Here is a 25,515-nt window from a genome sequence, read left to right on the forward strand (position 1 = left end):
TGGAGCCATGATCAGCACCGCGGATGTCGAACGGGCGGCCGCGCGCATCGAGGGCCGGGTCCGCCGGACGCCGGTGCTCGCCGCGGACGAAGGCGTGTGGTTCAAGCTGGAGCAGTTGCAGCACACCGGGTCGTTCAAGGCCCGCGGCGCCTTCAACCGGATCATCTCCGCGGGCGAACAAATCGGCGTCGTGGCCGCTTCCGGCGGCAACGCCGGCCTCGCTGTCGCCTACGCCGCCTCGGAATTCGGCCTCCCGGCACGGGTCTACGTCCCGGCGACCGCGCCCGCCGTGAAGGTCGCGAAGCTCCGGCAGCTCGGCGCGACGGTGGAATTGGTCGGCGAGAAGTACGCCGACGCCTACGACGCGGCCGTGAAGCACGCGGCCGACTCCGGCGAGCTCTTCTGCCACGCCTACGACCAGCCGGACATCTGCGCCGGGCAGGGCACCCTCGGCCTCGAACTGCTGGAGCAGGCCGGCGACCTGGACACGATCCTCGTCGCGGTCGGCGGAGGTGGCCTGCTGGCCGGGGTCGCCGCCGCGGTCGAAGGCCGGGCGCGGGTGGTCGGCGTCGAGCCCCGCACGATCCCGACGCTGCACTCCGCCTTGGCCGCGGGTGAGCCGGTCGCGGTCGACGTCGCCGGCATCGCCGCCGATTCCCTGGGCGCGACCCGGCTCGGTGACATCGCCTTCGCCGTCGCCACCCGCACGGACGCGGGCTCGGTGCTGGTGGACGACACCGCGATCGCCGAAGCGCGGGCGGCGTTGTGGGACCGCTACCGCCTCGCCGTCGAACCCGGCGGGGCGACCGCGTTCGCCGCCCTGCTCTCCGGCGCCTACCGGCCGGCGCCGGGCGAGCGCGTGGCCGTCCTGCTCTGCGGCGCCAACACCGACCCCGCCACGCTCACTTCCCCGACAGCCGCGCCACCACCGGGGCGAACTCTTCGAGGAACGCGCCGTTGACGCTGAAGTAGGACACGCCCTGTTCCTCGCGGCGGCGTTCGAGCTCGGCCACCATCTCGTCGACGTCGCCGCGGAGCAGGCCGAGGGAGTCGTGCTCGATGAGCGTCTCGGCGTCGACGCCGATGAAACCGCGGATCCACGGCGGCACCTCGGTGCCGACGACCCAGATGTTCATCGCGAACTCGATGTCGCGATCACCAGCGGCGGAACGGACTTCCTCGACGTGCCCGGTCATCTCCTCGCGGGTGGTCAGCACGCCGCCGGCCATCGTGACGATGTCGGCCTTCAGCCCGGCGAGGCGGCGCACCTTCGGCCCGCCGGCGGCGATCATCACCGGCGTGTGCCCGGCGCCGTCGAGCCTGCGGACGTGGTCGACCGTCTCGGAAACCGCGTCGAGCCGGTCCTGTCCCGAACCGTACGGGAGCCCGAGTTCCCCGGCCTGCTGGCGCATTTCCGGCCGCCCGGTGCCGAGCCCGAGCTCGAACCGGCCGTCGGTGACCGCGGTCAGGCTGTGCGCTTCCCAGGCCGCCGCCCGCGGCGTGCGCAGCGGGCTGGCCAGGACGAACGAGCCGACGCGCAACTCGGTCGTCGCCGCGGCGGCCGCGGCGAGAGCGGCGGTCGGTGTCGGCATGTTCAGGTTGTCCGGGCACAGCACGGTCGAGTAGCCGAGTTCTTCGGCCCGGCGAGCGGTGGCCAGCCACTTCGCGCCGCCCTCGGTCGCGCCCGCGACCACGCCGAACCGGAACGCCTTCTGCGGCATCGGAACACCCCCACGTCGTTGGTCCTCCGATCAAACCACCGGTGCGCCCGGCCGTGCCACCACGGCCGGGCGCACCACCGGCGTCAGCCGCGCTGGTACTCCTCCCAGGTGACCTTGGTGACCTGCGGGCCGTCGTCGGAGCCGCGGCCGGCCAGGCCGTTCATGCCCAGGTAGTAGTCGCCGGTCTGGTGCTGCGCCCCCGAGGACAGGTCCGGGTCGGAGACGGCCATCGCGTGGATGTGGTAGTCGAAGCCCTGCGCCGGCGTGCGGTACCAGGCCGCGAACCCGACGTTGCGCAGCGCCTTCAGCAGGTTGTTGCGGTTGGTCGACGACATGCCGGACACCGAGATGTCCATCGCGCCGCCGCCGTCGTGCGTGCCGGCCGAAGCGTCGACACCGCCGGCGTTGTACGACCCCTGCGTCAGCGTGACCTGGAAGCCCGCTTTCCCTTCCGCGGCAACGAGCATCGCCTTGGTGCGGGTGTTGAGGGTCTTGCCGTGGTAGGTCACGTGGCTGCCGGCGGAGATCGGGTTCGTGACGGTGTACCGGCCTTCGCCCAGCTTCTCCAGCGAGGTCTTGCCCGGCAGGCCGGACGCGTCGAGACCGGTGTAGCCCAACGACTTCTGGTACTGCGAGTACGCCGTGATCGTGGTGGTGCCGAAGTAGCCGTCGACGTACTGGCTGTCGAGCAGCCCCTTCGCCTGCAGCGCCTGCTCGACGAGCAGGACGCTGTCGTGGGCGCCCGGGGTCTGGGTGTCGTCGTTGCGGCGCGGGTCGATCTGGGCCGCCTTCAGCACGGCCTCCATGTTCGCCGTGGGCAGCACCGTCGTGGCCGCGGTTTCGGCCTGGGCCGGTGCGGCCACGGCGAACGTCGCGGCGGTGAGCGCCGTGAGCACGGCGGCCTTCGTGAACATCCTGGTCCTCCATGGGTCGGAATCTCGTTGTGGGGAGGAGAATCACGCAACCGGATACAAGGGACGTACAAACCGGACCGGCCTGTTCTTGACATGGAGCTCACCTGGATACGGTGGGTGGGTAGGGTAAATCGACCGGTGACGGCATGTAATCCCAGCCACATTCGGGCACGTTTCCACTGGTCCAGCCGTGTTGACCGGCGTCACGGAGAGTTTCGAGGGGCCCCCACTGGACTCGCCCGTGCTCGTTTCGTAACCTGTTCGAGATCTCGCGGCCCCCGGTCGTCCCCAGACGGCGACGCGAGATCGCCGCCGATACCCCCTGCCGGGTACCGGACCCCCACCGCGGGCTCTTCCTGTTGCGGTCGAGCACGCCCGGGGACGGGCGAGGCCCCCGGCTCGCCGTCCCGGTGCCCGCCGGCGGCCGATCAGCAAAGGAGACCCGCGCGAGAATGCGTTCGCATCCCGTCAAGCGCGTGGTGTCAGGTGCCCTCGCCGCGGCCTCGGTGATCACCGTCGTCACCATGGCCCAGCCGGCCACCGCCGCCCCCGTCCCCGTGCTCCAGGCGCCGCCGACCGGCTCCGACGCCCTCGCCAAGTACCGCGAACTCGCGGCGCAGGCGGAAAAGCTCAACGAGGACCTGCTCCGCGCCCAGGACGACCTGACCGCGAAGCAGGGCCAGCTCGACAAGGCCAACGCCGACGTCACCAACGCGAAGAACGCCGGCGCCCAGGCGATCGAGGCGAAGCGGAAGTACCAGTCCGAAGTGGACAAGTTCGCCGGTGCGTCGTTCACCAGCGGCGTCCAGATGAACAAGCTGTCGGCGCTGCTGGCCGGAACATCCACCCAGGACTTCCTGGACCGTTCGGCGGCGCTCGAGGTCATCGCGACCGACAAGAACGCCGCAATGGACAACCTCAGCGGTGCGGCGGCCAAGGCCGCGGCAGCCGAGAAGACGGCCGCCGACGCGGCGAAGCAGGCGCAGGACGCCCGGGACGCGGCGGCGAAGCTGGCCTCGGACATCGAGGCCAAGAAGAAGGACCTGCAGGGCCAGATCGACCAGATCGAGGCGCAGAGCCGGTCCCTCAGCAACGCGGACAAGGCCGCCCAGAAGGACACCGGCGGGGCGGCGCCGAACGTCAAGGCGCCCACCGCGGCGGCCCAGACCGCGGTGAACGCGGCGCTGAGCAAGCTCGGCAGCGCCTACGTCTGGGGCGCCACCGGGCCGAGCACGTTCGACTGCTCCGGCCTGATGCAGTGGGCGTACAAGCAGGCCGGGATCTCCCTGCCGCGCAACTCGGCGGCGCAGGCCGGATTCGGCACGCCGGTGTCGCGCGACCAGCTGCAGCCCGGCGACCTCGTCGCCTACTACTCCCCCGTGTCCCACATCGGGATGTACATCGGCGACGGCAAGATGGTGCACGCGCCGACGAGCGGCGACGTCGTCAAGATCTCGCCGCTGATGAGCCAGTACGCGGGAGCCACGCGCCCCACGGCCTGAGCGCACGACCGGTGCCCCGTTCCGCGAAGTGTAGAAATCGCGGGACGGGGCACTTTGCGCGCATGGAAGACATCCCTGACGCCGCCACGGTCGAAGCCGTCGGCAAGGTGACCGAGGCACTCGAGACGATCGAGCGCGCCCGCGGGCACCTCTACTCCTTCCACCAGCTGACCGGCAGCGCGGACCTGGCCCTCGGCGAGGCCGTGGAGCAGCTCGAGAAGGCCGGCCACGGCGAGTGGGCCCGGCGGATCTCCCAAGAGCTCATCGGGCTCAACGTCTTACCCGATCGGTGGACTTTCCAGGTCGTCGAGGAGTACGACGACGGCTACTACAAGGCGTGCCGCGATCTTGAGCGCGAGCTGCTCACGTCGCTCACCGGAGGACGCCGCCACCTGCACGAACAGCAGATGAAGGACGACCGCCGCACGCACGGGCGGCCGGGCCACGAGGCGGGCGCCCCGAGCACGCCCCCGGCCGGCACGTGACCGGCGATTGTCGGACCCCTGCGCTACAGTCGACCGCAGACGAACAAACGTTCGATTGGAGGAGTCGTGACCGATCAGGTGGAGCCCAACCCGGAGAAGGACCCGAGCGACTGGACGACCGGCGACGAGCCGATGACCGGGCCGCAGAAGTCGTACCTGCAGACGCTGGCGCAGGAAGCCGGTGAGGAGGTGCCGGAGGGCCTGACGAAGGCGGAGGCGTCCGAGCGGATCGACGCCCTGCAGAAGGCGACCGGCCGCGGCACGTGAGGGGTCAGCGCGCGGGGATCCGCCACAGCACGGCGGGTGGCCGTTCGCCTCGCCGGGCCCGCGCCCGGACGGCGAGCAGCCAGCCGATGCCGATCACCGAGACGAGGGCGAGGCCACCCCACGAGAGCACGGTGAAGACGTCGGCCTGCAGCGCGGTCGGCTGCGGCTGGTAGCCCTGTTCGAGCTGGACGTCCTGCCAGGGCGTGCCGGTGAGCAGGAGGGTGAGCACGAGGGCGATGCCGTGCATGGCGTCCCAGAGGGCGTGGAGGAGGGCGACACCGAGGTAGCTGAACAGCAGGCGGAGCGTCAGGGCGAAGTGGCGGTGGTCGCTGGCGGAGAAGAGCACGCCGCCGAGGATGGCGGTCCACAGGCCGTGGCCGACGGGCGCGGCCTCGCCCACGCGAGCACACCCTTGCCAAGCCGCCGCAACTCCCTCAGCAGGCCACACGCGCACCGGTGAGCCCTCGCCGGGCGGCGCCTGCGCCGGGCCACGCTTCCGTCGGCCTTGCCGGAGCGCACCCGCGCCCGTGCGCTCCCGCCAGGCCCCGCCCATGCCAGTGCGCCTCGCCAAAACGCCAGCCGCAGCCGCCCCAGCCGAGCCGCACGCGCGCCGATCCACCGTCGCCGTGCCGCCGGGCTTGAGCCGGCGCACGCCGCGCCCTCCGGCCTGCCGAGCCGCCAGGTCGCCTTGGCGCCCCAGCGCTTGAGCCGAGGCAACCGCGCCCCCGGCCCCGTGCGGCGGGCCGCCGAGGTGCGGTTCGGCGCCGCAAGGGCTTGCGCGAGCGCCGCGGTGCGCTCCCGGAGTCCCGGCCGCACACCACCCGGCCCGTACCTCGCCGGTGTGCTCCACACCACGGCTTGCCGATCGCCCCAGCGGGTAGCCGATCCGGAGATGCCCTACTGCCGAAGGAGGACATCCCGTGTACCTGACCGTGCTGCTCGTCAGCCTCGCCGGGCTGTTGGTGCTCGGTGGCGTGGCCGTCCGGGAGCTGCCGAAGTCCTACCCGCTCACCGCGAAACGGACCCTCGTCGCCGCCTGGGTCGTGGCCGCCGCCGGGGCTGGGTGGTGGGCCTTTGCTCCCGGTGCGGCTTCGCTTGTCGTCACCGTTGTCGGGTTCGGCTTTCTCGTTGCCACGCTGAACCGCGGGCCTGAACGGCCGTCCTACCCGCGTTCGACTCCCTACCAGCCGCCTCGATGAGTGAAGGCGCGCGCACGGGTACCTCCGGGACATGTCCCAACCGAACGATCAGCAGCCCGAGATCGCCGGGCCCGGCACCTCGGATCCCGGCCGAGCCGAAGACTCGCTCTACCGCCCCGGCGAGGGCGAGCCGGCCGATCACCCCGAAGAGGCGCGCGGTGTCGGGGCGAAAGTGATCGGTGAGCTGCGGGAACGTCGGGAAAGCTGAACGTTCAGGCCGCTTCCGGCAGCGCCGCGCCCGTCACGCGGAGCAGGAACTCGGCGTTGGACCCGGTCTTGCGGAGCTGCTCCAGCAGCTGCTCGATTGCGTGCGGCCCCGGCAACGCCCGCCGGACCTCGCGCATTGCCGCCAGTTCGCCCGGGGTGACCAGGAGTTCTTCGCGCCGGGTGCCGGACGCCGCCACGTCGACCGCCGGGAAGATGCGTCGCTCGGCCGTCTTGCGGTCGAGCTTGAGTTCGAGGTTTCCGGTGCTCTTCAGCTCCTCGAAGAACACCGTGTCCGCCAGGGAACCGGTTTCCACCAGCGCCGACGCGATGATCGTGAGCGAGCCGCCGCCCTCGATGTTCCTTGCGGCGCCGAGGATTCGCTTCATCGGCTGCAACGCGGCCGCGTCGACGCCGCCGGACAGCGTGCGGCCGGACGGGCGCGCCGAAAGGTTGTACGCGCGGCCGAGGCGGGTGAGCGAGTCGAGCAGCAGGGCGACGTCTTCGCCGTTCTCCACCAAGCGTTTCGCGCGCTCGACGGTGAGTTCCGCCACCGCCACGTGCTCGGCCGGCGGCCGGTCGAAAGTGGACGCGATCACTTCGCCGCGGATGGTCCGGCTCAGCTCGGTGACCTCTTCGGGACGCTCGTCGGCGAGCAGGACCAGCAGCCGGCAGTCGGGGTGGTTGACCGACAGCCCGTGGCCGATTTCCTGCAACACCGTGGTTTTCCCGGCTTTGGGCGGCGAAACGATCAGGGCGCGCTGGCCCCGTCCGAGCGGGGTGACGAGGTCGATGACGCGCGGCAGCAGTCGCGCCGGCGTCGTTTCGAGCAGGAGCCGGCGATCCGGGTGCACCGGCACGAGTTCGGCGAACCGCGGACGCGGCTCGCGCGGGTCGCGGCCGTTGACGCTGATGATCTCCTCGGGGGTGCCGTCGACCTCGTCGCCGGGCCGCAGATTGTGTTTGCGGACAAGGGAAAGCGGGATCGCGACGTCGTCGGGCGCGGGCCGGTAGCCGGGCCGGACGAACGGGGTTTTGCCGGACAGGTCGAGGATTCCGTGAAAAGGCATGGGTGTCTCCAGAAATGGTGATGGGCCTGCGCACGGACGGCGAGGCCGGGAAGAAGGAAAGAGGCCGAGCGGCCTGGATCCGGGGAGCTGCCTCCGGGCGGCCGAGGGGCCGGCATCCGCGAGGAGCGTCTCCACTGTAGCGACTCATCTCACGAAGCACAACGGGTAAGACTTCGCGGCGGTGGGTAGTCCATCGGAGAAGCCCGCTGAAACGGGGGAACTGCGGCTGAACGATGGGAGCGGATCGTGTATCGACATACCCCGGAAACTGGCGTCGATACGGGCGAGAGCACCGACGCCGACCAAGCCGGGACCACGGCCCCGGAGCGCGTTGCCGCCGGAGCCGTGGTCGCCTCGACCTTCGAAGAACTGGCGCCGGCCCTGCCCAACGAGATGGCCGGCCTGCGCCGCAAGCTGATCCACTGGCTGGGCGAGTTCCCGCTCGACCCGGACAGCACGCACGACATCACGCTGGCCACGTACGAAGCACTGGCGAACGTCGCGGCCCACGCCTACCCGGACGGCCACGGCTGGGCCCGCTTGCAGGCTCGCCGGGAGGGCGACGCGATCACGGTGACGGTGACGGACACCGGCTGCGGCATCCCGGCAACCCGCCCGAGGGTGGCGGGCCTGCGCACCTCGGGTGGCCGCGGCCTGCTGCTGATCGACCAGGTGGCGGACCAGACCGACATCGACTCGGGAGAAAAGGGAACCACGGTCCGCATGACGTGGCGCCCACCGGCCCTCAGGGACGCAGGCTGACGCGCCAGGCCGGCCACCGCAACGGCCGGCCGAGGATTGGTTGGCTCACGACCCGCCGGCTCGCCTGACCGCGCGCCGGCGGGTTCGTGCTCGGCGGGTTTCGCGCGAAGGACAAGCGAGACCGGCCGACGCCGGCGGAGCGGCCGAAGGCTCGGCCCTCTGCCCAAAGGGTCCTGCAGGGCGCGAACGGCTCGCGGCGCGCCCGGCAGACCACCCCCTCAAGCCACCTCGGCCAGGCGGACCAGCCTGTTCCTCGGGTACGAGACCAGCTCCCGCTCCCCGTCCGTCGTGAAGATCTCGACGGAGTCCTCCAGCAACTCCGCCGAATTCACCTGCAGCTGCCACGCGGGCAGCCCCGGCGCCGGCTCGTGCCAGAACCACTGGCCCTTGGTGAGCTGGTGCGCCGGGACTGTCGCGTCGTCCTTTTCCATGTGCTGAGGCTATCCGTCACCACCGACAGTTTTCGCAGCACCTGGAACCTGTGATCACGACCACTATGGACTCGTGCAGGTAACGGTCGGGGCGGTGAGGTTGCCGCCGTGCTGGACCGTGAAGCCGATGACGTTGCCGCTGCCGTTGGGCTTGGCCGTCAGGACGTAGCCGGTGCTGTCCCACGTTCCCGTGTAGTTCCAGCTGCCGATCACCTTCTGCGGCGAATGGAACGTGATCGTCAGCGTCCAGTTGTTCGTCCCCGACACCGTCACCTGGCCGTTGAAGCCGACGTTCCACTCGGCCGTCCGCGCGTACGCCGCCGAACAGCCGCCAGGCGCCGGGGTCGTAGTGGTGGGCGTGGTGGTGGGGGTGGTGGGGGTGGTGGGCGTGGTGGTGGTCGGCGGGACGTCGCCGTTCAGTGCCTCGAGGACCGCCGTGTAGGCCGCCTTCTTCTGGCCGTTGCCGTCGAACAACAGCGGTGTTCCCGACGCCCGCCACGAATCCGTGTCGCGGATGCCCCACACCGTGATGCCCGTGCACCGCGTGACCGCCATGCACGCCTCGGTGACCGTGCGGAAGTTGGCCGCCTGCGCCGTTCCCGAGCCCTCGATGTCGAGCTCGGTGAGCTGGACGTCGACGCCGAGGTTCGCGAAGTTCTGCAACGTCGTCCGGTAGTTCGACGGCACCGGGCTGTTGGGGTTGAAGTGCGACTGGAAGCCGACGCAGTCGATCGGCACGCCCCGGGACTTGAAGTCCTGGACCATGCGGTACACGGCCTGGGTCTTCGCCTGGTTCCAGTCGTCGGTGTTGTAGTCGTTGTAGCACAGCTTCGCGCCCGGGTCCGCCGCCCGCGCGGCGGTGAACGCCGCCTCGATCCAGTCGTTGCCCGTGCGCTGCAGGTTGGAATTGCGCCGGGCGCCGGAACCGCCGTCCTCGAACGCCTCGTTCACCACGTCCCACGCGTAGATCTTGCCGCGGTAGTGGGTCGCGACCTGGGTGACGTGGTTGAGCATCGCCTGCCGCAGCGCCGAACCCTCCATGCCCTGCATCCAGCCCGGCTGCTGCTGGTGCCAGGCCAGCGTGTGCCCGCGCATCCGGGCGCCCTGGCTCGTCGCCTGGTTCACGATCCGGTCCGCGTTGGCGTACGAGAACTGGCCCTGCGACGGCTCGGTCGCGTCGATCTTCATCTCGTTCTCCGGGGTGATCATGGAGAACTCACGGCTGAGGATGCCCGTGTACACGCTGTCCGACAGCTTGCTCGCCGAAACCGCGGTGCCGAAGTAGCGCCCGCTGATCGCCGCCGCGCTGCCCAGCGTGGTCCCGGCCGGCGGTGTGGAAGTCGTGGTCGTGGTCGGCGTGGTCGTGGAGCCACCGCTGTTCAGGCCCAGGAACGCGATCGCGTACGCGATCATCCCGTTCTGCGGCAGCGAATGCCCCGCGCCCTGGACGCTGATGCCCTCGACCGGCGCCTGCGTGCCGGTGGCACCGTAGCGGGTGCGCGTCCAGCCCGACTGCGGGGCGTCACTCGACGACGGCGTCTGGCTGACGCCCTGCAGATTGGTCCACTGCTTGATCTCTTCCCCGAAGTTCGGGTAGCGCAGCGTGTCGTCGGCCGTGCCGTGCCACAGCTGCATCCGCGGGAACGGGCCGGTGCGGCCGCCGCTCATCTGGCGGGCCTGGTCGCCCCACTGCTGCGCGGACTTGATCAGCTGGCCGCCCGAGCACTGGCTGTTCCAGCTGGACCCGTCGGTGGTCGCGAAGCAGCCGGCGGGCACGCCCATGAACGCCGAACCGGCGGCGAACACGTCCGGGTACTCCGCCGCGAGCACGTTCGTCATCATCGCGCCCGAGGAGAACCCGGTGACGTACACGCGGGACGAGTCGACGTTGTAGCGCTGCTTGGCCCAGTTGACCATCGACAGGATGCCGACGGGGTCGCTGCCGCCGCCCCGGGACAGCGCCTGCGGCGAGGACACGTCGAAGCACTGCCCGCTGCGGGTGGCCTCCGGGAACACGATGACGTACCCGTACTGGTCGGCCGCCGTGACGTAGTCGCGGGCGTAGCCGTTGAAGATCGCCGACGCCGAGCCGGTGCAATAGTGGACGGCCACCAGCAGCGCCGGGCGGGCGGCGACGCGGTCCGGGACGTACGTGTACATGTTGAGGTTGCTGGGATTGCTGCCGAAGTCGGTGACCCGCGTCAGGCTCGCCGCGGACGCCGGCTGCGCCGCCACGACCAGCACGATCGACGCGGCGATCGCCAGGACGGCGGCGGAAAGGGCGGTGAGGAGTCTTCGCACTCGAGGGAATCCTTTCCGGGGGCGGGAGCGCAGCTGCGACGATGGTTCGTCGCCGTCCCCCGGCCGGTCAACGATTATCGAAACGTTTCGGGAACTTTCGAGCGGTTCACCGATCGGCCGCGCCGCCGGAGTTCTGGCAGGATTCCGGGATGACCGAGCTCCTGCTGGGCCCGCTGCTGCGGCACGTCGATGCCACCTCGGCGACGATCTGGGTCGAGACGGACGGCCCGTGCGAAGTACGCATCGGCGAGGCCGGTGCCCGGACGTTCGAGGTCGCCGGCCACCACTACGCGCTGGTCGTGCTCACCGGGCTGGAGCCGGGGCGGAGCACGCCGTACGAGGTGCGGCTCGACGGCGCCGTCGTCTGGCCCGAACCGGACGGCGACCTGCCGCCGAGCCGGATCCGGACGCTGGCACCCGGCGATCCGCGGTTCCGGCTGGTGTTCGGGTCCTGCCGCAAGCCGCGGGAGCAGGACGCGCTGGGGCCGGACGCGCTCGCCGCCTACGCCCACCGGATCGCCGGCCTCGACGAGGCCGAGTGGCCGGAGTCGCTGCTGCTGCTCGGCGACCAGGTCTACGCCGACGAAACCACCGACGCGACGCAGGAGTGGCTCGCCACCCGGCGGGACACCGAGCAGCCGCCCGGCCACGAGGTCGCCGACTTCGAGGAGTACTGCCACCTGTACTTCGAGGCCTGGTGCGACCCGGCGGTCCGCTGGCTGCTGTCCACCGTGCCGACGTCGATGATCTTCGACGACCACGACGTCCGCGACGACTGGAACACTTCGCAGGCTTGGCGCGAGAAGATGGCCCGGACGTCGTGGTGGCCGGAGCGGATCCGCGGCGCGCTCGTCTCGTACTGGGTCTACCAGCACCTCGGCAACCTCGGCCCGCGCGAGCTCGCCGAAGACGACCTCTACCAGCAGGTCAGCAAGTCGGGCGAGGACAACGCCGAGCTGCTGCGCGAGTTCGCCGACCGCGCCGACCGGGAGGCCGACGGCGCCAAGGGCACCCGGTGGTCCTACCGGCGCGACTTCGGCCCGGTCCGGCTGCTGGTGATCGACTCCCGCGCCGGGCGGATCCTCGAGGGCGGGCAGCGCTCGATGATCGGCGAGGAGGAGTTCGGCTGGATCGAGGAGCAGGCGTCGGGCGAGTTCGACCACCTGCTGATCGGCACGTCGCTGCCGTGGCTGCTGCCCACCGCGCTGTCGGCCGCGCAGTCGGTCAACGAGCGGCTCTGCGCCCGGCCCGGACTGGTGGGGCGGGCCAGCGAGTGGTTCCGGCAGCTGGTGGACCTGGAGCACTGGCCGGCGTTCCGCGCGTCGTTCGAGCGGCTGGCGAAGCTGATCGCCCGGGTCGCGGACGACGGGCCCGCGTCGGTGAGCGTGCTTTCGGGCGACGTCCACCACGCGTACGTCGCGCAGGCGTGGTTCCCGGGCGGCACCGCGGCGCCGGTCCACCAGCTGACCTGCTCGCCGGTGCACAACACCGTGCCGTGGTACATGAACCGGCTGTTCCGGGCGGGCTGGGCGCGGTCACTCACCAGGGTGAGCGAGTGGCTGGCGCGCAAGACCGGGGTTCCGCCCGCGCCGCTGTCGTGGCACTGCGTGTCCGGGCCGCACTTCGGCAACGCGGTCATGGAGCTGGACGTCGACGGCCGGACGGCCACCGCGACGCTGCTGCGCGCCGACCCGGCCGACGACGAGGAGCCGATCCGGCTGGTCTGAGGGTGGGTGCGCCACGGCCAGGCTCGTGCGCCGATTCCGGGTTAGCCTCGGATCATGGCCAAGGAAAACGCCCTCGGGGAGTTCCTCCGGGCCCGCCGCGAACAGGTGGGTCCCGAGGAGCTCGGCCTGCCCGCGGGCGGGTCGCGCCGGGTGGCGGGCCTGCGCCGCGAGGAGGTGGCGCTGCTGGCCGGCGTCAGCACCGACTACTACGTCCGGCTCGAACAAGGCCGGGAGCGGAACCCGTCGGCGCAGGTCGTCGACGCGCTCGCCCGCGGGCTGGCGCTGGACGACGACGCTGTAGCCCACCTGCACCGGCTGGCCCGGCCGGAGCCGGTCCGGCGCCGGCGCGCCCGGCGGCGTGAGCAGGTCAGCCCGAACCTGCTGCGCCTGATGGACGGCTGGCCGGACACGCCCGCGCTCGTGCTCGGCCGGTGTCTGGACGTGCTCGCGCACAACGCGCTGGGCCAGGCGCTGTTCGCCGGGCACGCCCACAGCGGCGACCTGATCCGCCTGGTGTTCCTGGACCCGGACGCGCGCGAGTTCTACCCGGAGTGGGAGCGCGTGGCGGTGAACACGGTCGGCGGCCTGCGGGCGGCGGCCGGGATCGACCCGGACGACCCGCAGCTCATCGACACGGTCGGCGAGCTGTCGGTCAAGAGCGCGGACTTCCGCCGGCTGTGGGCCCGCCACGACATCCGGCAGAAGACCCGCGAAACCAAGCGGTTCCGGCACCGGCTGGTCGGCGAGCTGGAGCTGAGCTACGAGGCGCTGACCGTGAACAGCGCCCCGGGGCAGCAGCTGATCGTCTACCAAGCCGAGCCGGGCAGCCCGTCGGAAGCGGCGCTGAAGCTCCTGGGCAGTCTCGCCGCTTCCTGAACCCACCTTTCCCACATCCCTCCACAATGGATGGAGTACTTCGTCGTGCCCGAAAACCCGGTCTGGTTCATCACCGGCTGCTCCACCGGCCTCGGCCGCGCCCTGGCCGAAGCCGTGCTCGGCCGCGGACTGCGCGCGGTCGTCACCGCCCGCGATCCGGCGCAGGTCGCCGGCCTCGCCGAAGCGCACGGGGACCGCGCGCTCGCCCTGCCGCTCGACGTCACCGACCACGACCAGGTCATCGACGCCGTGAAACGGGCCGAGACGACGTTCGGCCGGATCGACGTCCTGGTCGGCAACGCCGGCTACGGCTACCTCGCCGCGGTCGAAGAAGGCGAGGACGCGGAGATCCGGAAACTGTTCGACACCAACGTCTTCGGCCTCGCCGACGTCACCCGGGCGGTCCTGCCCGGTATGCGGGCGCGGCGCAGCGGCCACATCGTCACCGTGTCGTCGCTCGGCGGCCTGGCCGCCTTCGGCGCCACCGGCTACTACCACGCGACGAAGTTCGCCGTGGAGGGGTTGTCGGAGTCCCTCGCCGCGGAGGTGACGCCGCTGGGCATCAAGGTGACCATCGTCGAGCCCGCCGCGTTCCGCACCCACTGGTCCGGCCCGTCGATGCGGCAGTCGGCGGTCCGCATCGACGACTACGCCGAGACCGCGGGCGCCCGCCGGGAGGCGACGCTCGCGACCTACGGCCGGCAGCCGGGCGACCCGGCCCGCGCCGCCGAAGCCATCCTCACCGCCGTCGGCAGCGACGAACCGCCGCTGCGCCTGCTCCTCGGCCGGGCCGCCTACGACATCGCCACCGCCCGGCTCGACGCCCTCCGCTCCACGTTCGACACCTGGCGCGAGACCACCCTCGCCGCCGACTTCCCGGAAGGAACCCTGTGAAGACCGTCCTCATCACCGGCGCCAGCAGCGGCATCGGCCGCTCCACCGCACTCCGCCTGGCCGGCGAAGGCCACCACGTCGTGCTCGGCGCCCGGCGCGAAGACCGGCTGACCGTGCTGGCCAAGGAGATCCACGACGCGGGCGGCACCGCCGACGTCCACCGCCTCGACGTCACCGACCGCGCGGACGTCGCCGCCTTCGCCGACGCCGCCGTCGAAGCGCACGGGCGGATCGACGTCTTCGTCGCCAACGCCGGCGTGATGCCGTTGTCGCGGCTGGATTCGTTGCACGTCGAGGAATGGGACCGGATGATCGACGTCAACGTCCGCGGCCTGCTGCACGGGATCGCGGCCGTGCTGCCGCACTTCCGGCGCGCAGGCGGCGGGCACTTCGTGACGATCGCCTCCACCGGCGCGCACGAGGTGGTGCCGACGGCCGCGGTCTACTGCGGCACCAAGTACGCGGCCCGGGCGATCACCGAGGGCCTGCGCCTGGAGGCCGGCCCGGGTATCCGCGTGACGACCATCTGCCCCGGCGTCACCGAGTCCGAGCTGGCTGACAGCATCACCGAACCGGGTGCGCAGGAGGCGATGCGCGCCTACCGCGCGGTCACCCTCCCGGCGGACGCGATCGCCGGGGCCGTCGCCTACGCGATCGGGCAGCCGGACGGCGTGGACGTCAACGAGGTCATCGTGCGGCCCACCGCCCAGCGGTGACGCTCAGCGCTCCAGTTCGGCGATGACGCGCGGGATCTCCGCCACCAGCTCCCGGGCCAGCAGGCCGGTGCTGCCGGTGTCGGGGATCAGGCGCTGGCCGGCCACGGCGTGGACGTGCGTCGCCCAGCAGGCCGCCTGGTCGACGGCCGCGCCCCGGGCGAGGAAGCCGCCGGTCAGGCCGGCCAGGACGTCGCCGCTGCCGGACGTCGCCAGGCCGACGTGGCCGCTGCCGTCGCGCCAGACCCGGCCGTCCGGCGCGGCGACCACGCCCATCAGCAGCACCACGCCGCCGTAGCGGCCGGCGATCCGGACCGCCGTCTCGAGGTCGTCGACGTCCTTTTCCTCGCAGCCGTCGAGGAAAGCGGCTTCCACCCGGTTCGGCGTCAGCAGGAGCCGGCCGGACAGGGGCTCCGCGAGGGCCGGGTCCCGGCTCAGGGCGCCGAGCGCGAAGGCGTCCAGCACCACCCGCGCGTCCGGGGCGATCGCCGGCACCAGCCGGCGCAGCAGCTCCTCGGTCTCCGCGACGCCGGTCAGGCCGGGGCCGATCACGACGGTGCCGGCGCCGGAGAGCACTTCGGTCAGGCTGTCGTCGGCGGCGATCGCCCCGGTCGGGGTCTCCGGCAGGCCGAACACCGACGACTCGGGCACCGAGACGCCGATCGCGCTCGCGTGCCGTTCGGCGACCGCCAGCTGCAGCGTGCCGGCTCCGGCGCGCAGGGCGGCGGTCCCGGACAGCGCCGGCGCGCCCGGCACCGTGCGGGCGCCGCCGAGCACGAGCACGGTGCCCCGGTCCTCCGCGCCGATCCGCCAGTCCCGCAGCAGGGCCGGGCTGATCGGCGCCGGGTCAGGTGAGCTGCTGCGCGGCATCGTCGTCCGCCGTCGGCGGGGTGTCGGTGGCGTGCAGGTGGCCGACCTCCTGGGCCAGCACCATGGTGAACCCGCCGTCGGCGTCGCGTTCCCAGGCCGTCACCGACCCGTTCGGGACCTCGGTGGCGTTCGCCGCGCGCAGCAGATCGGGTTCGGGCAGCCCTTCGAGCAAGTAGCGCAGGGCGAAGACGGTCATCTCGTGCGCGGCCAGCAGAACGCGCTTTCCGGCGTGCTCCACGCTCAGCTCGGTGAGCAGGGACCGCAGCCGCAGCACGACGTCCGCCCAGGACTCCCCGCCCGGCGGCCGGTAGTAGAACTTGCCCAGCCGCCGCTTGCGCCGCAGCTCGTCGGGCCACCGCTCGGCGACGCCGTGCGAGGTCAGCAGATCCAGCACGCCGAGCTCCCGGTCGCGCAGCCGTTCGTCCGGGACGATCGGCACGCCGTCGGGCACGGCCAGCCGCGCGGTGTCCCAGGCGCGGCGGTAGGTCGAGGTGACGACGACGTCCGGCGGGTGCTCGGCGAGGAACTTCCCGGCCGCGGAAGCCTGTTCCCGGCCCAGGTCCGTGAGCGGCACGTCGGCGTCGCGCTCGGCGATCTCGATCACGTCCGCGCCGGCCGATTCCGCCTCTTCCCTGGCCACGTTCCCGGTGCTCTGGCCGTGCCGCAGCACACCCACCCAGTCCAAGTCGACGTTCACGACCGGCTGGTACCCCGCGGGACCCGCCGTCGAAACCCGGGATGGTTAGGACCGCAAAGTGGTTGCGGCTAGGGTCGTTCCATGTCGCGAAGTCTCGACGCCCAGAACCGGCTGCAGCAGCTGGAGGCGATCATCGGCGCTCCGGCCGCGCACCTCGGTCTGGCCGAAATGCTCGCCGAGACGCTCGACCGCCTGCGTGAGGTCATGGCGGTCGACACCGCGACCGTCCTGCGGTACCAGCCCAGCGGCCGCCAGCTGGTGGCGTTCGCCGCGGCGGGCATCGAAGAGGAGGTCCACCAGGGCGTGCGGGTGCCGGTGGGCAGCGGGTTCGCCGGCACGGTGGCGCTCCAGCGCGCTCCGGTGATCCTGGACCACGTCGACGAAACCACCGTCGTGAACTCCCTGCTGTGGGAACGCGGCCTGCACTCCATGCTCGGCGTGCCGATGCTGGCGGGCAGCGAGCTCGTCGGGGTCCTGCACGTCGGGTCGGTCGCGCACCGGGAGTTCGGCGAGCCCGAAGTGGCCACCATGCAGCTGCTCGCCGACCGCCTCGCGATGGCGATCCAGGTGGAGGCCCTGGAGGAGAACCGCACCGCCACCATGGCGCTGCAGCGCAGCCTGCTGCCCAGCAGCCTGCCCGACGTGCCGGGCCTGGACTTCGGCGCCCGGTACGTGCCCGGTGCCGAGACCGGGCTCGGCGGGGACTGGTACGACCTGTTTTCCCTGCCGGGTGACCGGCTCGGCGTGGTGATGGGCGACGTCTCCGGCCACGGCCTCGACGCGGCGGTGATCATGGGGCGGCTGCGCAGTGCCCTGCGCGCCTACGCCCTCGACTCCGAAAGCCCCGCCGAGGTGCTCGCCAAGCTCGACCGCAAGGCCAACCACTTCGAACACGGCGCGATGGCCACGGTGGCCTACGGGATCATCGGCCCGGACCGCGAGGCGCTGACGCTGTCGCTCGCCGGGCACCTGCCCCCGGTGCTCGCCGAGCCCGGCGAGCCGGGCCGGCTGGTGGACTCGCCCCCGGATCCCCCGATCGGGCTGACCATCGGCGTGCCGGAGCGCCGGACGACGATGGTCGAGCTGCCCGAAGACGCCGTGCTGGTCCTCTACACCGACGGCCTGGTGGAGCGACGGGACCGCCCGGTGGACGTCGGGATGACGCAGCTGGCGGAAACCGTGCGCGCCGGGGATCCCGAGCGGGTCTGCGCGCAGGTGATGGCGACGATGATCGGCAACCGGGCGGCCCAGGACGACGTCGCCGTGCTGGCCATCCGGCGCCGTGCCGTCCCGGCCGGGTGAAGCGGCCGGGACGATCGGGTCAGGACCCGGCGAGCGCCGCTTCGCGGGTCGGGAAGAGCGAAAGGCTCTCCTCCAGCCCGGTCAGCTGGATCGGGCGCAGGGTGGCCCGGCCGGACGCGACGATCCGGACCGCGGTGCCGGTGCCGGCGTTGCGGTGGATGGTCAGCAACGCGGTCAGGCCGGGGGAAGCGAGGAACTCGACGCGGGTCAGGTCGACCACCAGCACCGGCGGCTGCGCCGCCAGCGCTTCGTCCGCGGCCTGCACGAGTGCGGGCGCGGTGGTCGTGTCCACGTCTCCGGCGACCTCGACGACGACTGCTTCTCCCTGCTCCGTCCGGGCGATCCGGAACTCCCCGAACGGCACAGCGGTGGCCGAGCTTTCGAGGTGGGTGTGCTCGGTCATGGGTTTTTCTCCTCGCCTTCGGCAGCTCCACCGGGGAACCGGCGGGCGTGCGTGATCACGAAGGCTGTCTGCTCAACCACTGTCAATCATGCCTGCCCGGGCCACCGGCCGCCGTGTCAGCACCCCCTCCGCTTTCGGCCGCCTCTCCCAGCAGGCAAGATGGGCGCCATGGGCGCCATGGGCGAACGGGACGTGACGGGGGACTCACTCGACGACGCCGCCGGGCCCGCGGGATCGGTCGTGCTGGAGCACCGGGACGGCGTGGCGGTGCTCCACGTCGAAGGCGCCCTCGACCTCGCGCTCGCCCCGAAACTGCGCCAATTGGCCGAACGGGCCGCGCGGCTGCGGCCGTCGCTGCTCGTCATCGACCTCACCGAGGTCACGTTCCTGGCCTCGGCGGGCATGGCCGAGCTGGTCCGGGCGCATCGCGGGCCCGGCGCCTCGGCGCCGCTGCGGGTGGTGGCCACCGGCCGGATCACGCTGCGCCCGCTGGAACTGACCCGGCTGATCGACGAGTTCGCCATCTACCCGTCGCTGTCCGAAGCGCTGGCTCCCTGATGGCGTCCCGTTCGGAGTTCGACACGGTCCTCGACGCGGTGCGGGCCGCCTTCGTCGGCGGCGAAGGCGTTCCGGCCACCACCGAGGTCCACGCCCTCGGCGCGGCCGAGGTGCGCGCGGTGCTCGGCGAGCACGTCGCGCGGGCGGTGACCGATCCCGAGGCGCTCGCGGACCTGGTGCCGGGCCAGGAGATCACCCACGCGGTCGCCGTCGCGGCCGACGGCGGCGAGCGCGGCGCATTGGTCTATACCACCGAGAACCTCGGCGGGGTGCCCGCGGCCGTCGCCGCCGCGATCGACGCCGCCACCGCCGGCCTGGCCGCCACCGTCCGGCGGCTGCGGGGCGAAGCCGCGGTCCTGGACGCGCTGCACTCCACCGGCCGGGAACTGACCGCGCAGCTCGACATCGACCGGATCGTGCAGGACGCGACGGACGCGGCCACGAAGGCGACCGGAGCCGGCTTCGGCGCGTTCTTCTACAACCTGATCAACGAGTTCGGCGAGTCGTACACGCTGTACACGATCTCCGGGGTGCCGCGGGAGGCGTTCGCCCGGTTCCCCATGCCGCGCAACACCGACGTGTTCGCACCGACCTTCGACGGCGCCGGCACCGTCCGCAGCCCCGACATCACGAAGGATCCGCGGTTCGGCCGGAACGCGCCCCACCACGGAATGCCGGAAGGGCACCTGCCGGTGTGCAGCTACCTCGCCGTGTCGGTGCTCAGCCCGACCTCCGGCGAGGTGCTGGGCGGGTTCTTCTTCGGCCACCCCGAGCCGGACCGGTTCACCGCGCGGCACGAGTACCTGGCCGAGGGCATCGCCGCCTACACGGCCATCGCGCTGGACAACGCCCGCCTGTACGAGCGCGAGCGCACCCTCGCCACCGAGCTGTCCCGCAGCATGCTGCCGGTCGCCCCAACCACCCCGGGCCTCGACGTGTTCACCCGGTACCTGCCCGCGGCCACCGGGAGCAAGGTCGGCGGCGACTGGTTCGACGTGATCCGGCTGCCGTCCGGGGCCACCGCGTTCGTCATCGGCGACGTCGTCGGCCACGGCGTCACCGCGGCGACGGTGATGGGCCAGGTCCGCACGGCCATCCGCAGCTACGCCCTGCTGGAGCTGCCGCCGTCGGAAGTCCTGCGCAACGTCTCCGAGCTGACCACCGGGTTGTTCGGCGAAAGCTTCGTGACCTGCTTCTACGCGGTCCACCGGCCCGCCGACGGGACGCTCGCCTACGCCAACGCCGGCCACCTGCCTGCGATCCTGATCCGCCCGGGCGAGCCGCCCGAGCAGATCGGCGAGGCGCTGGCCCAGCCGCTGGGCGTCGGCTCGGTCTTCCCGCAGCGCACCGCCGGCTTCCCGGTCGGCGCGGACCTGGTGCTCTACACCGACGGGCTGGTGGAAAGCCGCACCCGTGACCTCACGCTGGGCGTCGGATGGCTGCTGGCGGGAATCCCGGGCCTGCTGACCGCCGCCGACCTCGAAACGGCGTGGGACAAGCTCGTCGACGAACTGACGCGCGGACGGCACGACGACGACATCGCCGTGATCCACGTGCGCCACCGCGGAGAGGACAGCCCATGACGGACCCCCTCCAACCCGGCGCGCCCGCTCCCCCGGCCTCCTTCCACCGGCGCACGTCCGCCATCGCCGAACGGCTGCCGGAACTGCGGGAAGCGCTGGCCCGGTGGCTGGCCACGCTGCCGCTGGGCCTCGAACGGCGGGAGGACATCGTCCTCGCCGGCTACGAGGCGATGGCCAACTCGGCCGAGCACGCCTACCCCGCCGGCGAGACAGGCCCGGTCGACGTCCGGGCCGAAGCCCTGCCCGGACGGCTGACCGTGACCGTCACCGACTACGGCACCTGGCGCCCGCCGGTCGCCTCGAACGGGCTGCGGGGCCGCGGCCTGCTGCTCATCGACACCCTCGCCGACCACAGCGCGCAGGTGCACCGCGACGACGGCACCACGGTCACCATGACCTGGCTGACCGGCGGCTGATCACCCGAACGCAGCGTCGCACACACCCGGCGAGGCGGCGCCGGGGCGGGTAGGCTCGGCCTGGGCCGCGTGAACCTGGAGTGTGATGAGCGTCGGGGAAGAGGCCGGCCACCGCGCCGTGTTTCCCGGGACCAGCCGGATGGCCGCCCGGATGCGGGACTTCGACTGGACGTCGTCGCCGCTCGGCGCGCCCCGGGACTGGCCGGCGAGCCTGACCACGGCCGTCCGGATCTGCCTCACCTCCCGCTTCCCGATGATCGTCTGGTGGGGGCCGGAGCTGCGGTTCCTCTACAACGACGCGTACCTGCCGCTGCTGGGCACCAAGCACCCGGCGCTGGACAAGCCGGGCGCGGAGGTCTGGGGCGAGATCTGGCACATCATCGGCCCGATGCTCGACAGCGTGATGACCACCGGCGAGGCGACCTGGTCGGAGGACCTGCTGCTGCCGATGAACCGGCACGGCTACTGGGAAGAGACCTACTGGACGTACTCCTACAGCCCGGTCTACGACGACCACGGCGACGTCCGGGCCGTGTTCACCGCGGTCACCGACACGACCGAGCGCGTGATCGGCGCCCGGCGGCTGGCGACGCTGCGCGAACTCGGCGCGCAGGCCGGTGTCGGCCGGACCGTGGGCGAGGCCTGCGAACTGGTCGCCGGCGTGCTGGGCCGGGCCGGCGCGGACGTCCCCTACGCCGCGATCCACATCCGGGACGGCGACGGCGAACTCGCGCTCGCGGCCGTCACCCCCGGCGGCGAAGGCGCGGGTGACGCGGCCGCCTGGCCGCTGAAGGACGTCCTCGCCGACGGTGTCGCGCGGACCGTGTCCGGCGGGACGATCGGCGAGCTGCCGCCGGGCGGCTGGTCCACCCCGCCCACCGAGGCGGTCGTGCTGCCGCTGCCCGGCGACGCCGGGGACGCGGCCACCGGCGTGCTCGTGCTGGCGGCGAGCTCCGGGCGCGCGCTCGACGAGTCCTACCGGACGTTCCTCGGGCTGGTCGCCCAGCAGACCACGGCGCTGGTCAACGGCGCCATCGCCTACCGGGCCCAGCAGCAGCGTGCCGAGGAGCTGACCGCGCTGGACGCGGCGAAGACGACGTTCTTCGCCAACATCAGCCACGAGTTCCGGACCCCGCTCACGCTGATCCTCGGCCCCGCCGCCGAGCTGCGGGAGGCCCTCGACGGCGCCGGTGACCGGGTGCGCGAAGAGGTCGACGTCATCCAGCGCAACGCCCTGCGGCTGGGGCGGCTGGTGAACAACCTGCTCGACTTCTCCCGGATCGAAGCCGGCCGGATGCAGGCGCGCTTCGAACCGGTGGACCTCGGCACGTTCACCGCGGAGCTGGCGAGCGTCTTCCGCGCCGCCGTCGAGCGGGCCGGGCTGGTGTTCCAGGTTGACTGCCGCGCGTCGGACCAGCCGGTGCACGTCGACCGCGGGATGTGGGAGAAGGTCGTCTTCAACCTGCTGTCCAATGCGGTCAAGTTCACCTTCGACGGCGCGATCCGGGTGACCAGCACGGCCGAAACCGGGCACGCCGTGGTCGCGGTGTCCGACACCGGGATCGGGATCGACGCTGCCGAGCTGCCGCGGCTGTTCGAGCGGTTCCACCGGATCCCGTCGGCGCGGGCGCGGTCGAACGAGGGCAGCGGGATCGGCCTGGCGCTGGTGCGCGAGCTCGTCGGCATGCACGGCGGCAGCGTCACCGTGGAGAGCACACCGGGCGCCGGGACGACCTTCCGGGTGCGGGTGCCGCTGGGTACCCGGCACCTGCCCGCCGAGCACGTCGTCGCCGGACCCACGGCCGGCGGGCTCACGGTGGACGCGGAGTCCGCGGAACCGTACGTGCAGGAAGCCCTGCGCTGGCTGCCGGACACCGGTGAGGAGGCCCGGCCCGCGCCCGCCGCGGCCGCGGGTGCGCGGGTGCTGGTCGCCGACGACAACGCCGACATGCGCGACTACCTCGTCCGGCTGCTGCGCGACGACTACGCGGTGACCGCGGTGCGCGACGGCGTCGAGGCGTTCGCCGCCGCCTGCGCCGAGCCGCCCGAGCTGATCATCAGCGACGTCATGATGCCGCGGCTGGACGGCCTCGGCCTGCTCGCCGAGCTGCGCGGCGACCCGCGCACCGCCGCCGTGCCGGTACTGCTGCTCTCGGCACGGGCCGGGCAGGAAGCCGCCGTCGACGGCCTGGCCGCCGGAGCCGACGACTACCTCGTGAAGCCGTTCTCGGCGCGGGAGCTGCTCGCCCGCGTCCGCACGACCGTCCAGCTGGCGAGGCTGCGGACCCAGCACACCCGGTGGCGCGCGGCGATGATCGACTCGCTGCAGGAAGGCTTCTTCGTCTGCGACGCCGAGGGCCGGGTCGTCGAGATCAACGCGGCGTTCACCGAACTGCTCGGCTTCGGCACCGACGGGCTGCCCTACGCCCCGCCGTTCCCGTGGTGGCCGGACTCCGGCGCCGACTCCACCGCCCACCGCCAGGTCGCCGAGGCGTCCGAGCACGCCTGGGGCCAGCGCACCGGCAGCCTGGTCCTGCCGATGCGGCACCGGGACGGGCACCGGGTCTGGACCGCGATCGCCTACAACCAGCTGCACGACGACGAGGGCCGCCGCCGGGTGGTCGGCACGGTCCGCGACGTCACGGCCGAGCGCTACGCCGTGCAGCGCGAAAGTGCGCTCGCCGCGATGAACCAGCGCCTGACCGGCATCAGCGGGGCGCCGGAGGTCCTCCGCACGGCGCTGGCGCTGCTGCGCGAACTGTGGGACGCCCAGCGCGTCCTCGCGGTGACCTGGTCCCAGGACGGCGAGCCGGAGCTCGCGTCCACCGATCCCGCCGACCGGCGCTGGGCGGACCTCACCGCGCCGCTGCGCGAGACGCTCGACCACGTCCGCTCGCTCCCGGCGTTGCACGCGACCCCGGCCGACAGCGGCGCGGGCACCACCGTCGACCACCCCGGCGGCCGGCTGACGCTCTGGGTCGAGCCCGCGCCGGACCGCCCGCTCGGCACCGAGGACCGGACGTTGCTGGCGTTGCTGGGCGGGACGCTGGCGCACGCTCTGCGCCGCGCCCACCGCGACGACCGGCAGCGGGAGGTGGCGCTGGCCCTGCAGCGCTCGATCCTCGGCCCGGCCCGGCTGCCCGACGGCTTCGCGGTGCGCTACGAGCCGGCGAACCCGCCCCTGGAGGTCGGTGGCGACTGGTACGACGTCGTCCCGCTGGCCGGCGACCGGATCGGCATCGTCGTCGGCGACTGCGTCGGCCGGGGGCTCGCCGCGGCCGCGGTGATGGGCCAGCTGCGCAGCGCCTGCCGCGCGTTGCTGCTGGAGGCCAGCAGCCCGGCGCACACCCTCGTGGCGCTCGACCGCTTCGCCTGGCGCCTGCCGGGAGCCCTGTGCACCACCGTGTTCTGCGGCGTCCTCGACCCGGCCACCGGCACGCTCACCTACAGCAGCGCCGGGCACCTGCCCGCCACCCTGGTGCACCTCGACGGCCCGGCGGAACAGCTCGACGCCGGCAGCAGCGTGCCGCTGGCCGTCCGGATCGCGGAACCGCGTCCGGAGGCCACCGCGGTGGTGCCGATCGGCTCGCTGCTGATGCTCTACACCGACGGCCTGGTGGAGCGGCGCCGCGAGCCGCTCGACGACGGCATGGACCGGGCCACCAAGGTCGCCCACGACACGCGGGAAGTGGAACTCGACGACGTCGCCGCCGCCCTGATGGACCGGCTCCGCCCGGACGGCGGCTACGAAGACGACGTCGCCCTGCTGCTCTACCGCAGATCGGTGCCCGCATTGGACTTCGAATTCGCCGCCCACCCGGACCACCTCGCCTCGACCCGGCACTGGCTGCGGGCGTGGCTGGCCAACGCGGCCCTCGAGCCGGACCTCGCCCAGGACGTGCTGGTCGCGACCGGCGAGGCCTGCGCCAACGCCGTCGAGCACGCCTACGGCGCAGGCACCGGGGCGACCGCGCACCTGGCGGCCCGGCTCACCGGCGCGCACCTGGTCGTCACGGTGACCGACCGGGGGCACTGGAAGCAGCCGCCGCCGGACAACCACGTGCTGCGCGGACGCGGCGTGCCGATGATGGAAGCGCTGGCCGACGCGGTCGCCTTCCGGCACGACGAGTCCGGGACCACCGTCACGCTGGAATGGAGGATCGGTTCGTGACGACGGCACTCACACTGGTCGGCGGCCCGGGTGACGACGGCGACCGGGTCCTGACCGTCACCGGTGAGATCGACATGGGCAACGCCGCGGAGTTCGGCGCGGCGCTGGACCGCGAGCTGGCCGCAGGCCCCGCCGTCACCGTGGACCTCACCGGGGTGACCTACCTCGACAGCGCCGGCATCGCGGTGCTGTTCGACCGGGCGGGCGAGCACGACCTCCGGTTGCTCGCACCGCGGCTGCTCGACCGGGTGCTGCGCGTGTCCGGGCTCACCCAGGTCACGAAGGTCATGGTCCGCTGAACGGTTGACCTCGGGCACACGGGGTAAGCAGCCCGCAGCGACGGTGCGTCGGGTGGGTTGTGCTGCCGTCCGTCGCGAGGTGGCCCCCGGCGCCCAACCCACGACGTTCAGCAGCGAGCGACGGGCCGGGTGCCACCGCCCTCTTCCCGG

Annotated in this window: 26 protein-coding genes; 17 read left to right on the forward strand and 9 right to left on the reverse strand. The window is 72.5% G+C overall.

The window, feature by feature from the left end; genetic code table 11:
- Nucleotides 1–7 precede the first annotated feature (7 nt).
- Complete coding sequence (locus ACWEF6_RS19295; RefSeq protein ID WP_449684203.1) at nt 8–961, forward strand: threonine/serine dehydratase; 954 nt, start codon at nt 8–10, stop codon at nt 959–961.
- Here ACWEF6_RS19295 and ACWEF6_RS19300 read toward each other — a convergent pair.
- Both ACWEF6_RS19300 and ACWEF6_RS19305 read right to left on the reverse strand, forming a co-directional pair.
- Complete coding sequence (locus ACWEF6_RS19300) at nt 903–1,721, reverse strand: LLM class flavin-dependent oxidoreductase (RefSeq protein ID WP_449684204.1); 819 nt, start codon at nt 1,719–1,721, stop codon at nt 903–905. The two genes, ACWEF6_RS19295 and ACWEF6_RS19300, sit on opposite strands and share 59 nt — an antisense overlap.
- A gap of 83 nt (nt 1,722–1,804) precedes the next feature.
- A complete protein-coding gene (locus ACWEF6_RS19305) occupies nt 1,805–2,635 on the reverse strand; it encodes a peptidoglycan-binding domain-containing protein (protein ID WP_449684205.1) in 831 nt (276 codons plus the stop codon).
- Between the two features lie 452 nt (nt 2,636–3,087).
- Here ACWEF6_RS19305 and ACWEF6_RS19310 point away from each other — a divergent pair, with 452 nt between their 5' ends.
- From ACWEF6_RS19310 to ACWEF6_RS19320, 3 genes are all read left to right on the forward strand, one after another.
- Nucleotides 3,088–4,137, forward strand: coding sequence for a C40 family peptidase (locus ACWEF6_RS19310; RefSeq protein WP_310971521.1), 1,050 nt, complete (start codon nt 3,088–3,090; stop codon nt 4,135–4,137).
- A gap of 62 nt (nt 4,138–4,199) precedes the next feature.
- The gene (locus ACWEF6_RS19315) at nt 4,200–4,622 is read left to right on the forward strand and encodes a hypothetical protein (protein WP_449684206.1); all 423 of its coding nucleotides are present in this window, start codon (nt 4,200–4,202) and stop codon (nt 4,620–4,622) included.
- Nucleotides 4,623–4,688: 66 nt separating this feature from the next.
- Nucleotides 4,689–4,889 (forward strand): DUF3072 domain-containing protein, encoded by a 201-nt coding sequence (locus ACWEF6_RS19320; protein ID WP_310971519.1) that lies wholly within the window; start codon nt 4,689–4,691, stop codon nt 4,887–4,889.
- Nucleotides 4,890–4,893: 4 nt separating this feature from the next.
- Here ACWEF6_RS19320 and ACWEF6_RS19325 read toward each other — a convergent pair whose 3' ends face one another.
- Nucleotides 4,894–5,289 (reverse strand): hypothetical protein, encoded by a 396-nt coding sequence (locus ACWEF6_RS19325; RefSeq protein ID WP_449684207.1) that lies wholly within the window; start codon nt 5,287–5,289, stop codon nt 4,894–4,896.
- Nucleotides 5,290–5,809: 520 nt separating this feature from the next.
- On the opposite strand from ACWEF6_RS19325, the gene ACWEF6_RS19330 reads away from it, so the two are divergent.
- Both ACWEF6_RS19330 and ACWEF6_RS19335 read left to right on the forward strand, forming a co-directional pair.
- Nucleotides 5,810–6,088 (forward strand): hypothetical protein, encoded by a 279-nt coding sequence (locus ACWEF6_RS19330; protein WP_449684208.1) that lies wholly within the window; start codon nt 5,810–5,812, stop codon nt 6,086–6,088.
- Nucleotides 6,089–6,119: 31 nt separating this feature from the next.
- On the forward strand, nt 6,120–6,296 hold the full coding sequence (locus ACWEF6_RS19335; protein ID WP_449684209.1) for a hypothetical protein: 177 nt from the start codon (nt 6,120–6,122) through the stop codon (nt 6,294–6,296).
- 4 nt (nt 6,297–6,300) lie between these two features.
- On the opposite strand, the gene rho is transcribed toward ACWEF6_RS19335, so the two are convergent.
- Nucleotides 6,301–7,362 carry a transcription termination factor Rho gene (gene rho / locus ACWEF6_RS19340; RefSeq protein ID WP_449684210.1) on the reverse strand — a complete coding sequence of 354 codons (1,062 nt, stop codon included), beginning with the start codon at nt 7,360–7,362 and terminating at the stop codon, nt 6,301–6,303.
- A 246-nt stretch (nt 7,363–7,608) separates the two neighbouring features.
- Between rho and ACWEF6_RS19345 the strand changes: the two genes are divergently transcribed.
- A complete protein-coding gene (locus tag ACWEF6_RS19345) occupies nt 7,609–8,124 on the forward strand; it encodes an ATP-binding protein (protein WP_449684211.1) in 516 nt (171 codons plus the stop codon).
- Nucleotides 8,125–8,342: 218 nt separating this feature from the next.
- On the opposite strand, the gene ACWEF6_RS19350 is transcribed toward ACWEF6_RS19345, so the two are convergent.
- Both ACWEF6_RS19350 and ACWEF6_RS19355 read right to left on the reverse strand, forming a co-directional pair.
- Nucleotides 8,343–8,555, reverse strand: coding sequence for a hypothetical protein (locus tag ACWEF6_RS19350; protein ID WP_449684212.1), 213 nt, complete (start codon nt 8,553–8,555; stop codon nt 8,343–8,345).
- Between the two features lie 63 nt (nt 8,556–8,618).
- Entirely contained in the window at nt 8,619–10,856 is a 2,238-nt protein-coding gene (locus ACWEF6_RS19355; RefSeq protein WP_449684213.1) for an extracellular catalytic domain type 1 short-chain-length polyhydroxyalkanoate depolymerase, read from the reverse strand.
- A 149-nt stretch (nt 10,857–11,005) separates the two neighbouring features.
- Between ACWEF6_RS19355 and ACWEF6_RS19360 the strand changes: the two genes are divergently transcribed.
- The 4 genes from ACWEF6_RS19360 to ACWEF6_RS19375 are packed head-to-tail and all read left to right on the forward strand — an operon-like array spanning nt 11,006 to nt 15,069.
- Nucleotides 11,006–12,583, forward strand: a complete 1,578-nt coding sequence (locus ACWEF6_RS19360; protein WP_449684214.1) for an alkaline phosphatase D family protein — start codon at nt 11,006–11,008, stop codon at nt 12,581–12,583.
- 54 nt (nt 12,584–12,637) lie between these two features.
- Nucleotides 12,638–13,459, forward strand: a complete 822-nt coding sequence (locus tag ACWEF6_RS19365; RefSeq protein WP_449684215.1) for a helix-turn-helix transcriptional regulator — start codon at nt 12,638–12,640, stop codon at nt 13,457–13,459.
- Between the two features lie 30 nt (nt 13,460–13,489).
- Nucleotides 13,490–14,353: an oxidoreductase gene (locus ACWEF6_RS19370; protein ID WP_449684216.1), complete on the forward strand. Its 864-nt coding sequence runs from the start codon at nt 13,490–13,492 to the stop codon at nt 14,351–14,353.
- A complete protein-coding gene (locus ACWEF6_RS19375) occupies nt 14,350–15,069 on the forward strand; it encodes an SDR family oxidoreductase (protein WP_449684217.1) in 720 nt (239 codons plus the stop codon). The genes ACWEF6_RS19370 and ACWEF6_RS19375 overlap by 4 nt, the downstream gene beginning before the upstream one ends.
- A gap of 3 nt (nt 15,070–15,072) precedes the next feature.
- On the opposite strand, the gene ACWEF6_RS19380 is transcribed toward ACWEF6_RS19375, so the two are convergent.
- Both ACWEF6_RS19380 and ACWEF6_RS19385 read right to left on the reverse strand, forming a co-directional pair.
- On the reverse strand, nt 15,073–15,936 hold the full coding sequence (locus ACWEF6_RS19380) for an NAD(P)H-hydrate dehydratase (protein ID WP_449684218.1): 864 nt from the start codon (nt 15,934–15,936) through the stop codon (nt 15,073–15,075).
- On the reverse strand, nt 15,914–16,633 hold the full coding sequence (locus ACWEF6_RS19385; RefSeq protein ID WP_449684219.1) for a histidine phosphatase family protein: 720 nt from the start codon (nt 16,631–16,633) through the stop codon (nt 15,914–15,916). The genes ACWEF6_RS19380 and ACWEF6_RS19385 overlap by 23 nt, the downstream gene beginning before the upstream one ends.
- A gap of 81 nt (nt 16,634–16,714) precedes the next feature.
- On the opposite strand from ACWEF6_RS19385, the gene ACWEF6_RS19390 reads away from it, so the two are divergent.
- Nucleotides 16,715–17,935, forward strand: coding sequence for a PP2C family protein-serine/threonine phosphatase (locus tag ACWEF6_RS19390; RefSeq protein ID WP_449684220.1), 1,221 nt, complete (start codon nt 16,715–16,717; stop codon nt 17,933–17,935).
- 19 nt (nt 17,936–17,954) lie between these two features.
- On the opposite strand, the gene ACWEF6_RS19395 is transcribed toward ACWEF6_RS19390, so the two are convergent.
- Nucleotides 17,955–18,338: an STAS domain-containing protein gene (locus ACWEF6_RS19395; protein WP_449684221.1), complete on the reverse strand. Its 384-nt coding sequence runs from the start codon at nt 18,336–18,338 to the stop codon at nt 17,955–17,957.
- A gap of 177 nt (nt 18,339–18,515) precedes the next feature.
- Here ACWEF6_RS19395 and ACWEF6_RS19400 point away from each other — a divergent pair, with 177 nt between their 5' ends.
- The 5 genes from ACWEF6_RS19400 to ACWEF6_RS19420 all read left to right on the forward strand — a co-directional run bounded on the left by ACWEF6_RS19400 (nt 18,516) and on the right by ACWEF6_RS19420 (nt 25,365).
- On the forward strand, nt 18,516–18,896 hold the full coding sequence (locus ACWEF6_RS19400; protein ID WP_449684274.1) for an STAS domain-containing protein: 381 nt from the start codon (nt 18,516–18,518) through the stop codon (nt 18,894–18,896).
- Nucleotides 18,896–20,479 (forward strand): PP2C family protein-serine/threonine phosphatase, encoded by a 1,584-nt coding sequence (locus ACWEF6_RS19405; RefSeq protein WP_449684222.1) that lies wholly within the window; start codon nt 18,896–18,898, stop codon nt 20,477–20,479. Before ACWEF6_RS19400 ends, ACWEF6_RS19405 begins: the two co-directional genes overlap by 1 nt.
- Nucleotides 20,476–20,895, forward strand: coding sequence for an ATP-binding protein (locus ACWEF6_RS19410; protein WP_449684223.1), 420 nt, complete (start codon nt 20,476–20,478; stop codon nt 20,893–20,895). The genes ACWEF6_RS19405 and ACWEF6_RS19410 overlap by 4 nt, the downstream gene beginning before the upstream one ends.
- An 85-nt stretch (nt 20,896–20,980) precedes the next feature.
- Nucleotides 20,981–25,066 carry a SpoIIE family protein phosphatase gene (locus tag ACWEF6_RS19415; protein WP_449684224.1) on the forward strand — a complete coding sequence of 1,362 codons (4,086 nt, stop codon included), beginning with the start codon at nt 20,981–20,983 and terminating at the stop codon, nt 25,064–25,066.
- A complete protein-coding gene (locus tag ACWEF6_RS19420) occupies nt 25,063–25,365 on the forward strand; it encodes an STAS domain-containing protein (protein ID WP_310971500.1) in 303 nt (100 codons plus the stop codon). Before ACWEF6_RS19415 ends, ACWEF6_RS19420 begins: the two co-directional genes overlap by 4 nt.
- Nucleotides 25,366–25,515: the final 150 nt, after the last annotated feature.

The sequence above is a fragment of the Amycolatopsis sp. NPDC004772 genome, assembly GCF_053601215.1.

Coding starts and splice junctions, on each gene's coding strand:
- ACWEF6_RS19295 (WP_449684203.1), top strand. CDS start 8: ATGATCAGCACCGCGGATGTCGAACGGGCGGCCGCGCGCATCGAGGGC.
- ACWEF6_RS19300 (WP_449684204.1), bottom strand. CDS start 1,721: ATGCCGCAGAAGGCGTTCCGGTTCGGCGTGGTCGCGGGCGCGACCGAG.
- ACWEF6_RS19305 (WP_449684205.1), bottom strand. CDS start 2,635: ATGTTCACGAAGGCCGCCGTGCTCACGGCGCTCACCGCCGCGACGTTC.
- ACWEF6_RS19310 (WP_310971521.1), top strand. CDS start 3,088: ATGCGTTCGCATCCCGTCAAGCGCGTGGTGTCAGGTGCCCTCGCCGCG.
- ACWEF6_RS19315 (WP_449684206.1), top strand. CDS start 4,200: ATGGAAGACATCCCTGACGCCGCCACGGTCGAAGCCGTCGGCAAGGTG.
- ACWEF6_RS19335 (WP_449684209.1), top strand. CDS start 6,120: ATGTCCCAACCGAACGATCAGCAGCCCGAGATCGCCGGGCCCGGCACC.
- rho (WP_449684210.1), bottom strand. CDS start 7,362: ATGCCTTTTCACGGAATCCTCGACCTGTCCGGCAAAACCCCGTTCGTC.
- ACWEF6_RS19350 (WP_449684212.1), bottom strand. CDS start 8,555: ATGGAAAAGGACGACGCGACAGTCCCGGCGCACCAGCTCACCAAGGGC.
- ACWEF6_RS19360 (WP_449684214.1), top strand. CDS start 11,006: ATGACCGAGCTCCTGCTGGGCCCGCTGCTGCGGCACGTCGATGCCACC.
- ACWEF6_RS19365 (WP_449684215.1), top strand. CDS start 12,638: ATGGCCAAGGAAAACGCCCTCGGGGAGTTCCTCCGGGCCCGCCGCGAA.
- ACWEF6_RS19370 (WP_449684216.1), top strand. CDS start 13,490: ATGGAGTACTTCGTCGTGCCCGAAAACCCGGTCTGGTTCATCACCGGC.
- ACWEF6_RS19380 (WP_449684218.1), bottom strand. CDS start 15,936: ATGCCGCGCAGCAGCTCACCTGACCCGGCGCCGATCAGCCCGGCCCTG.
- ACWEF6_RS19390 (WP_449684220.1), top strand. CDS start 16,715: ATGTCGCGAAGTCTCGACGCCCAGAACCGGCTGCAGCAGCTGGAGGCG.
- ACWEF6_RS19395 (WP_449684221.1), bottom strand. CDS start 18,338: ATGACCGAGCACACCCACCTCGAAAGCTCGGCCACCGCTGTGCCGTTC.
- ACWEF6_RS19400 (WP_449684274.1), top strand. CDS start 18,516: ATGGGCGAACGGGACGTGACGGGGGACTCACTCGACGACGCCGCCGGG.
- ACWEF6_RS19405 (WP_449684222.1), top strand. CDS start 18,896: ATGGCGTCCCGTTCGGAGTTCGACACGGTCCTCGACGCGGTGCGGGCC.
- ACWEF6_RS19410 (WP_449684223.1), top strand. CDS start 20,476: ATGACGGACCCCCTCCAACCCGGCGCGCCCGCTCCCCCGGCCTCCTTC.
- ACWEF6_RS19415 (WP_449684224.1), top strand. CDS start 20,981: ATGAGCGTCGGGGAAGAGGCCGGCCACCGCGCCGTGTTTCCCGGGACC.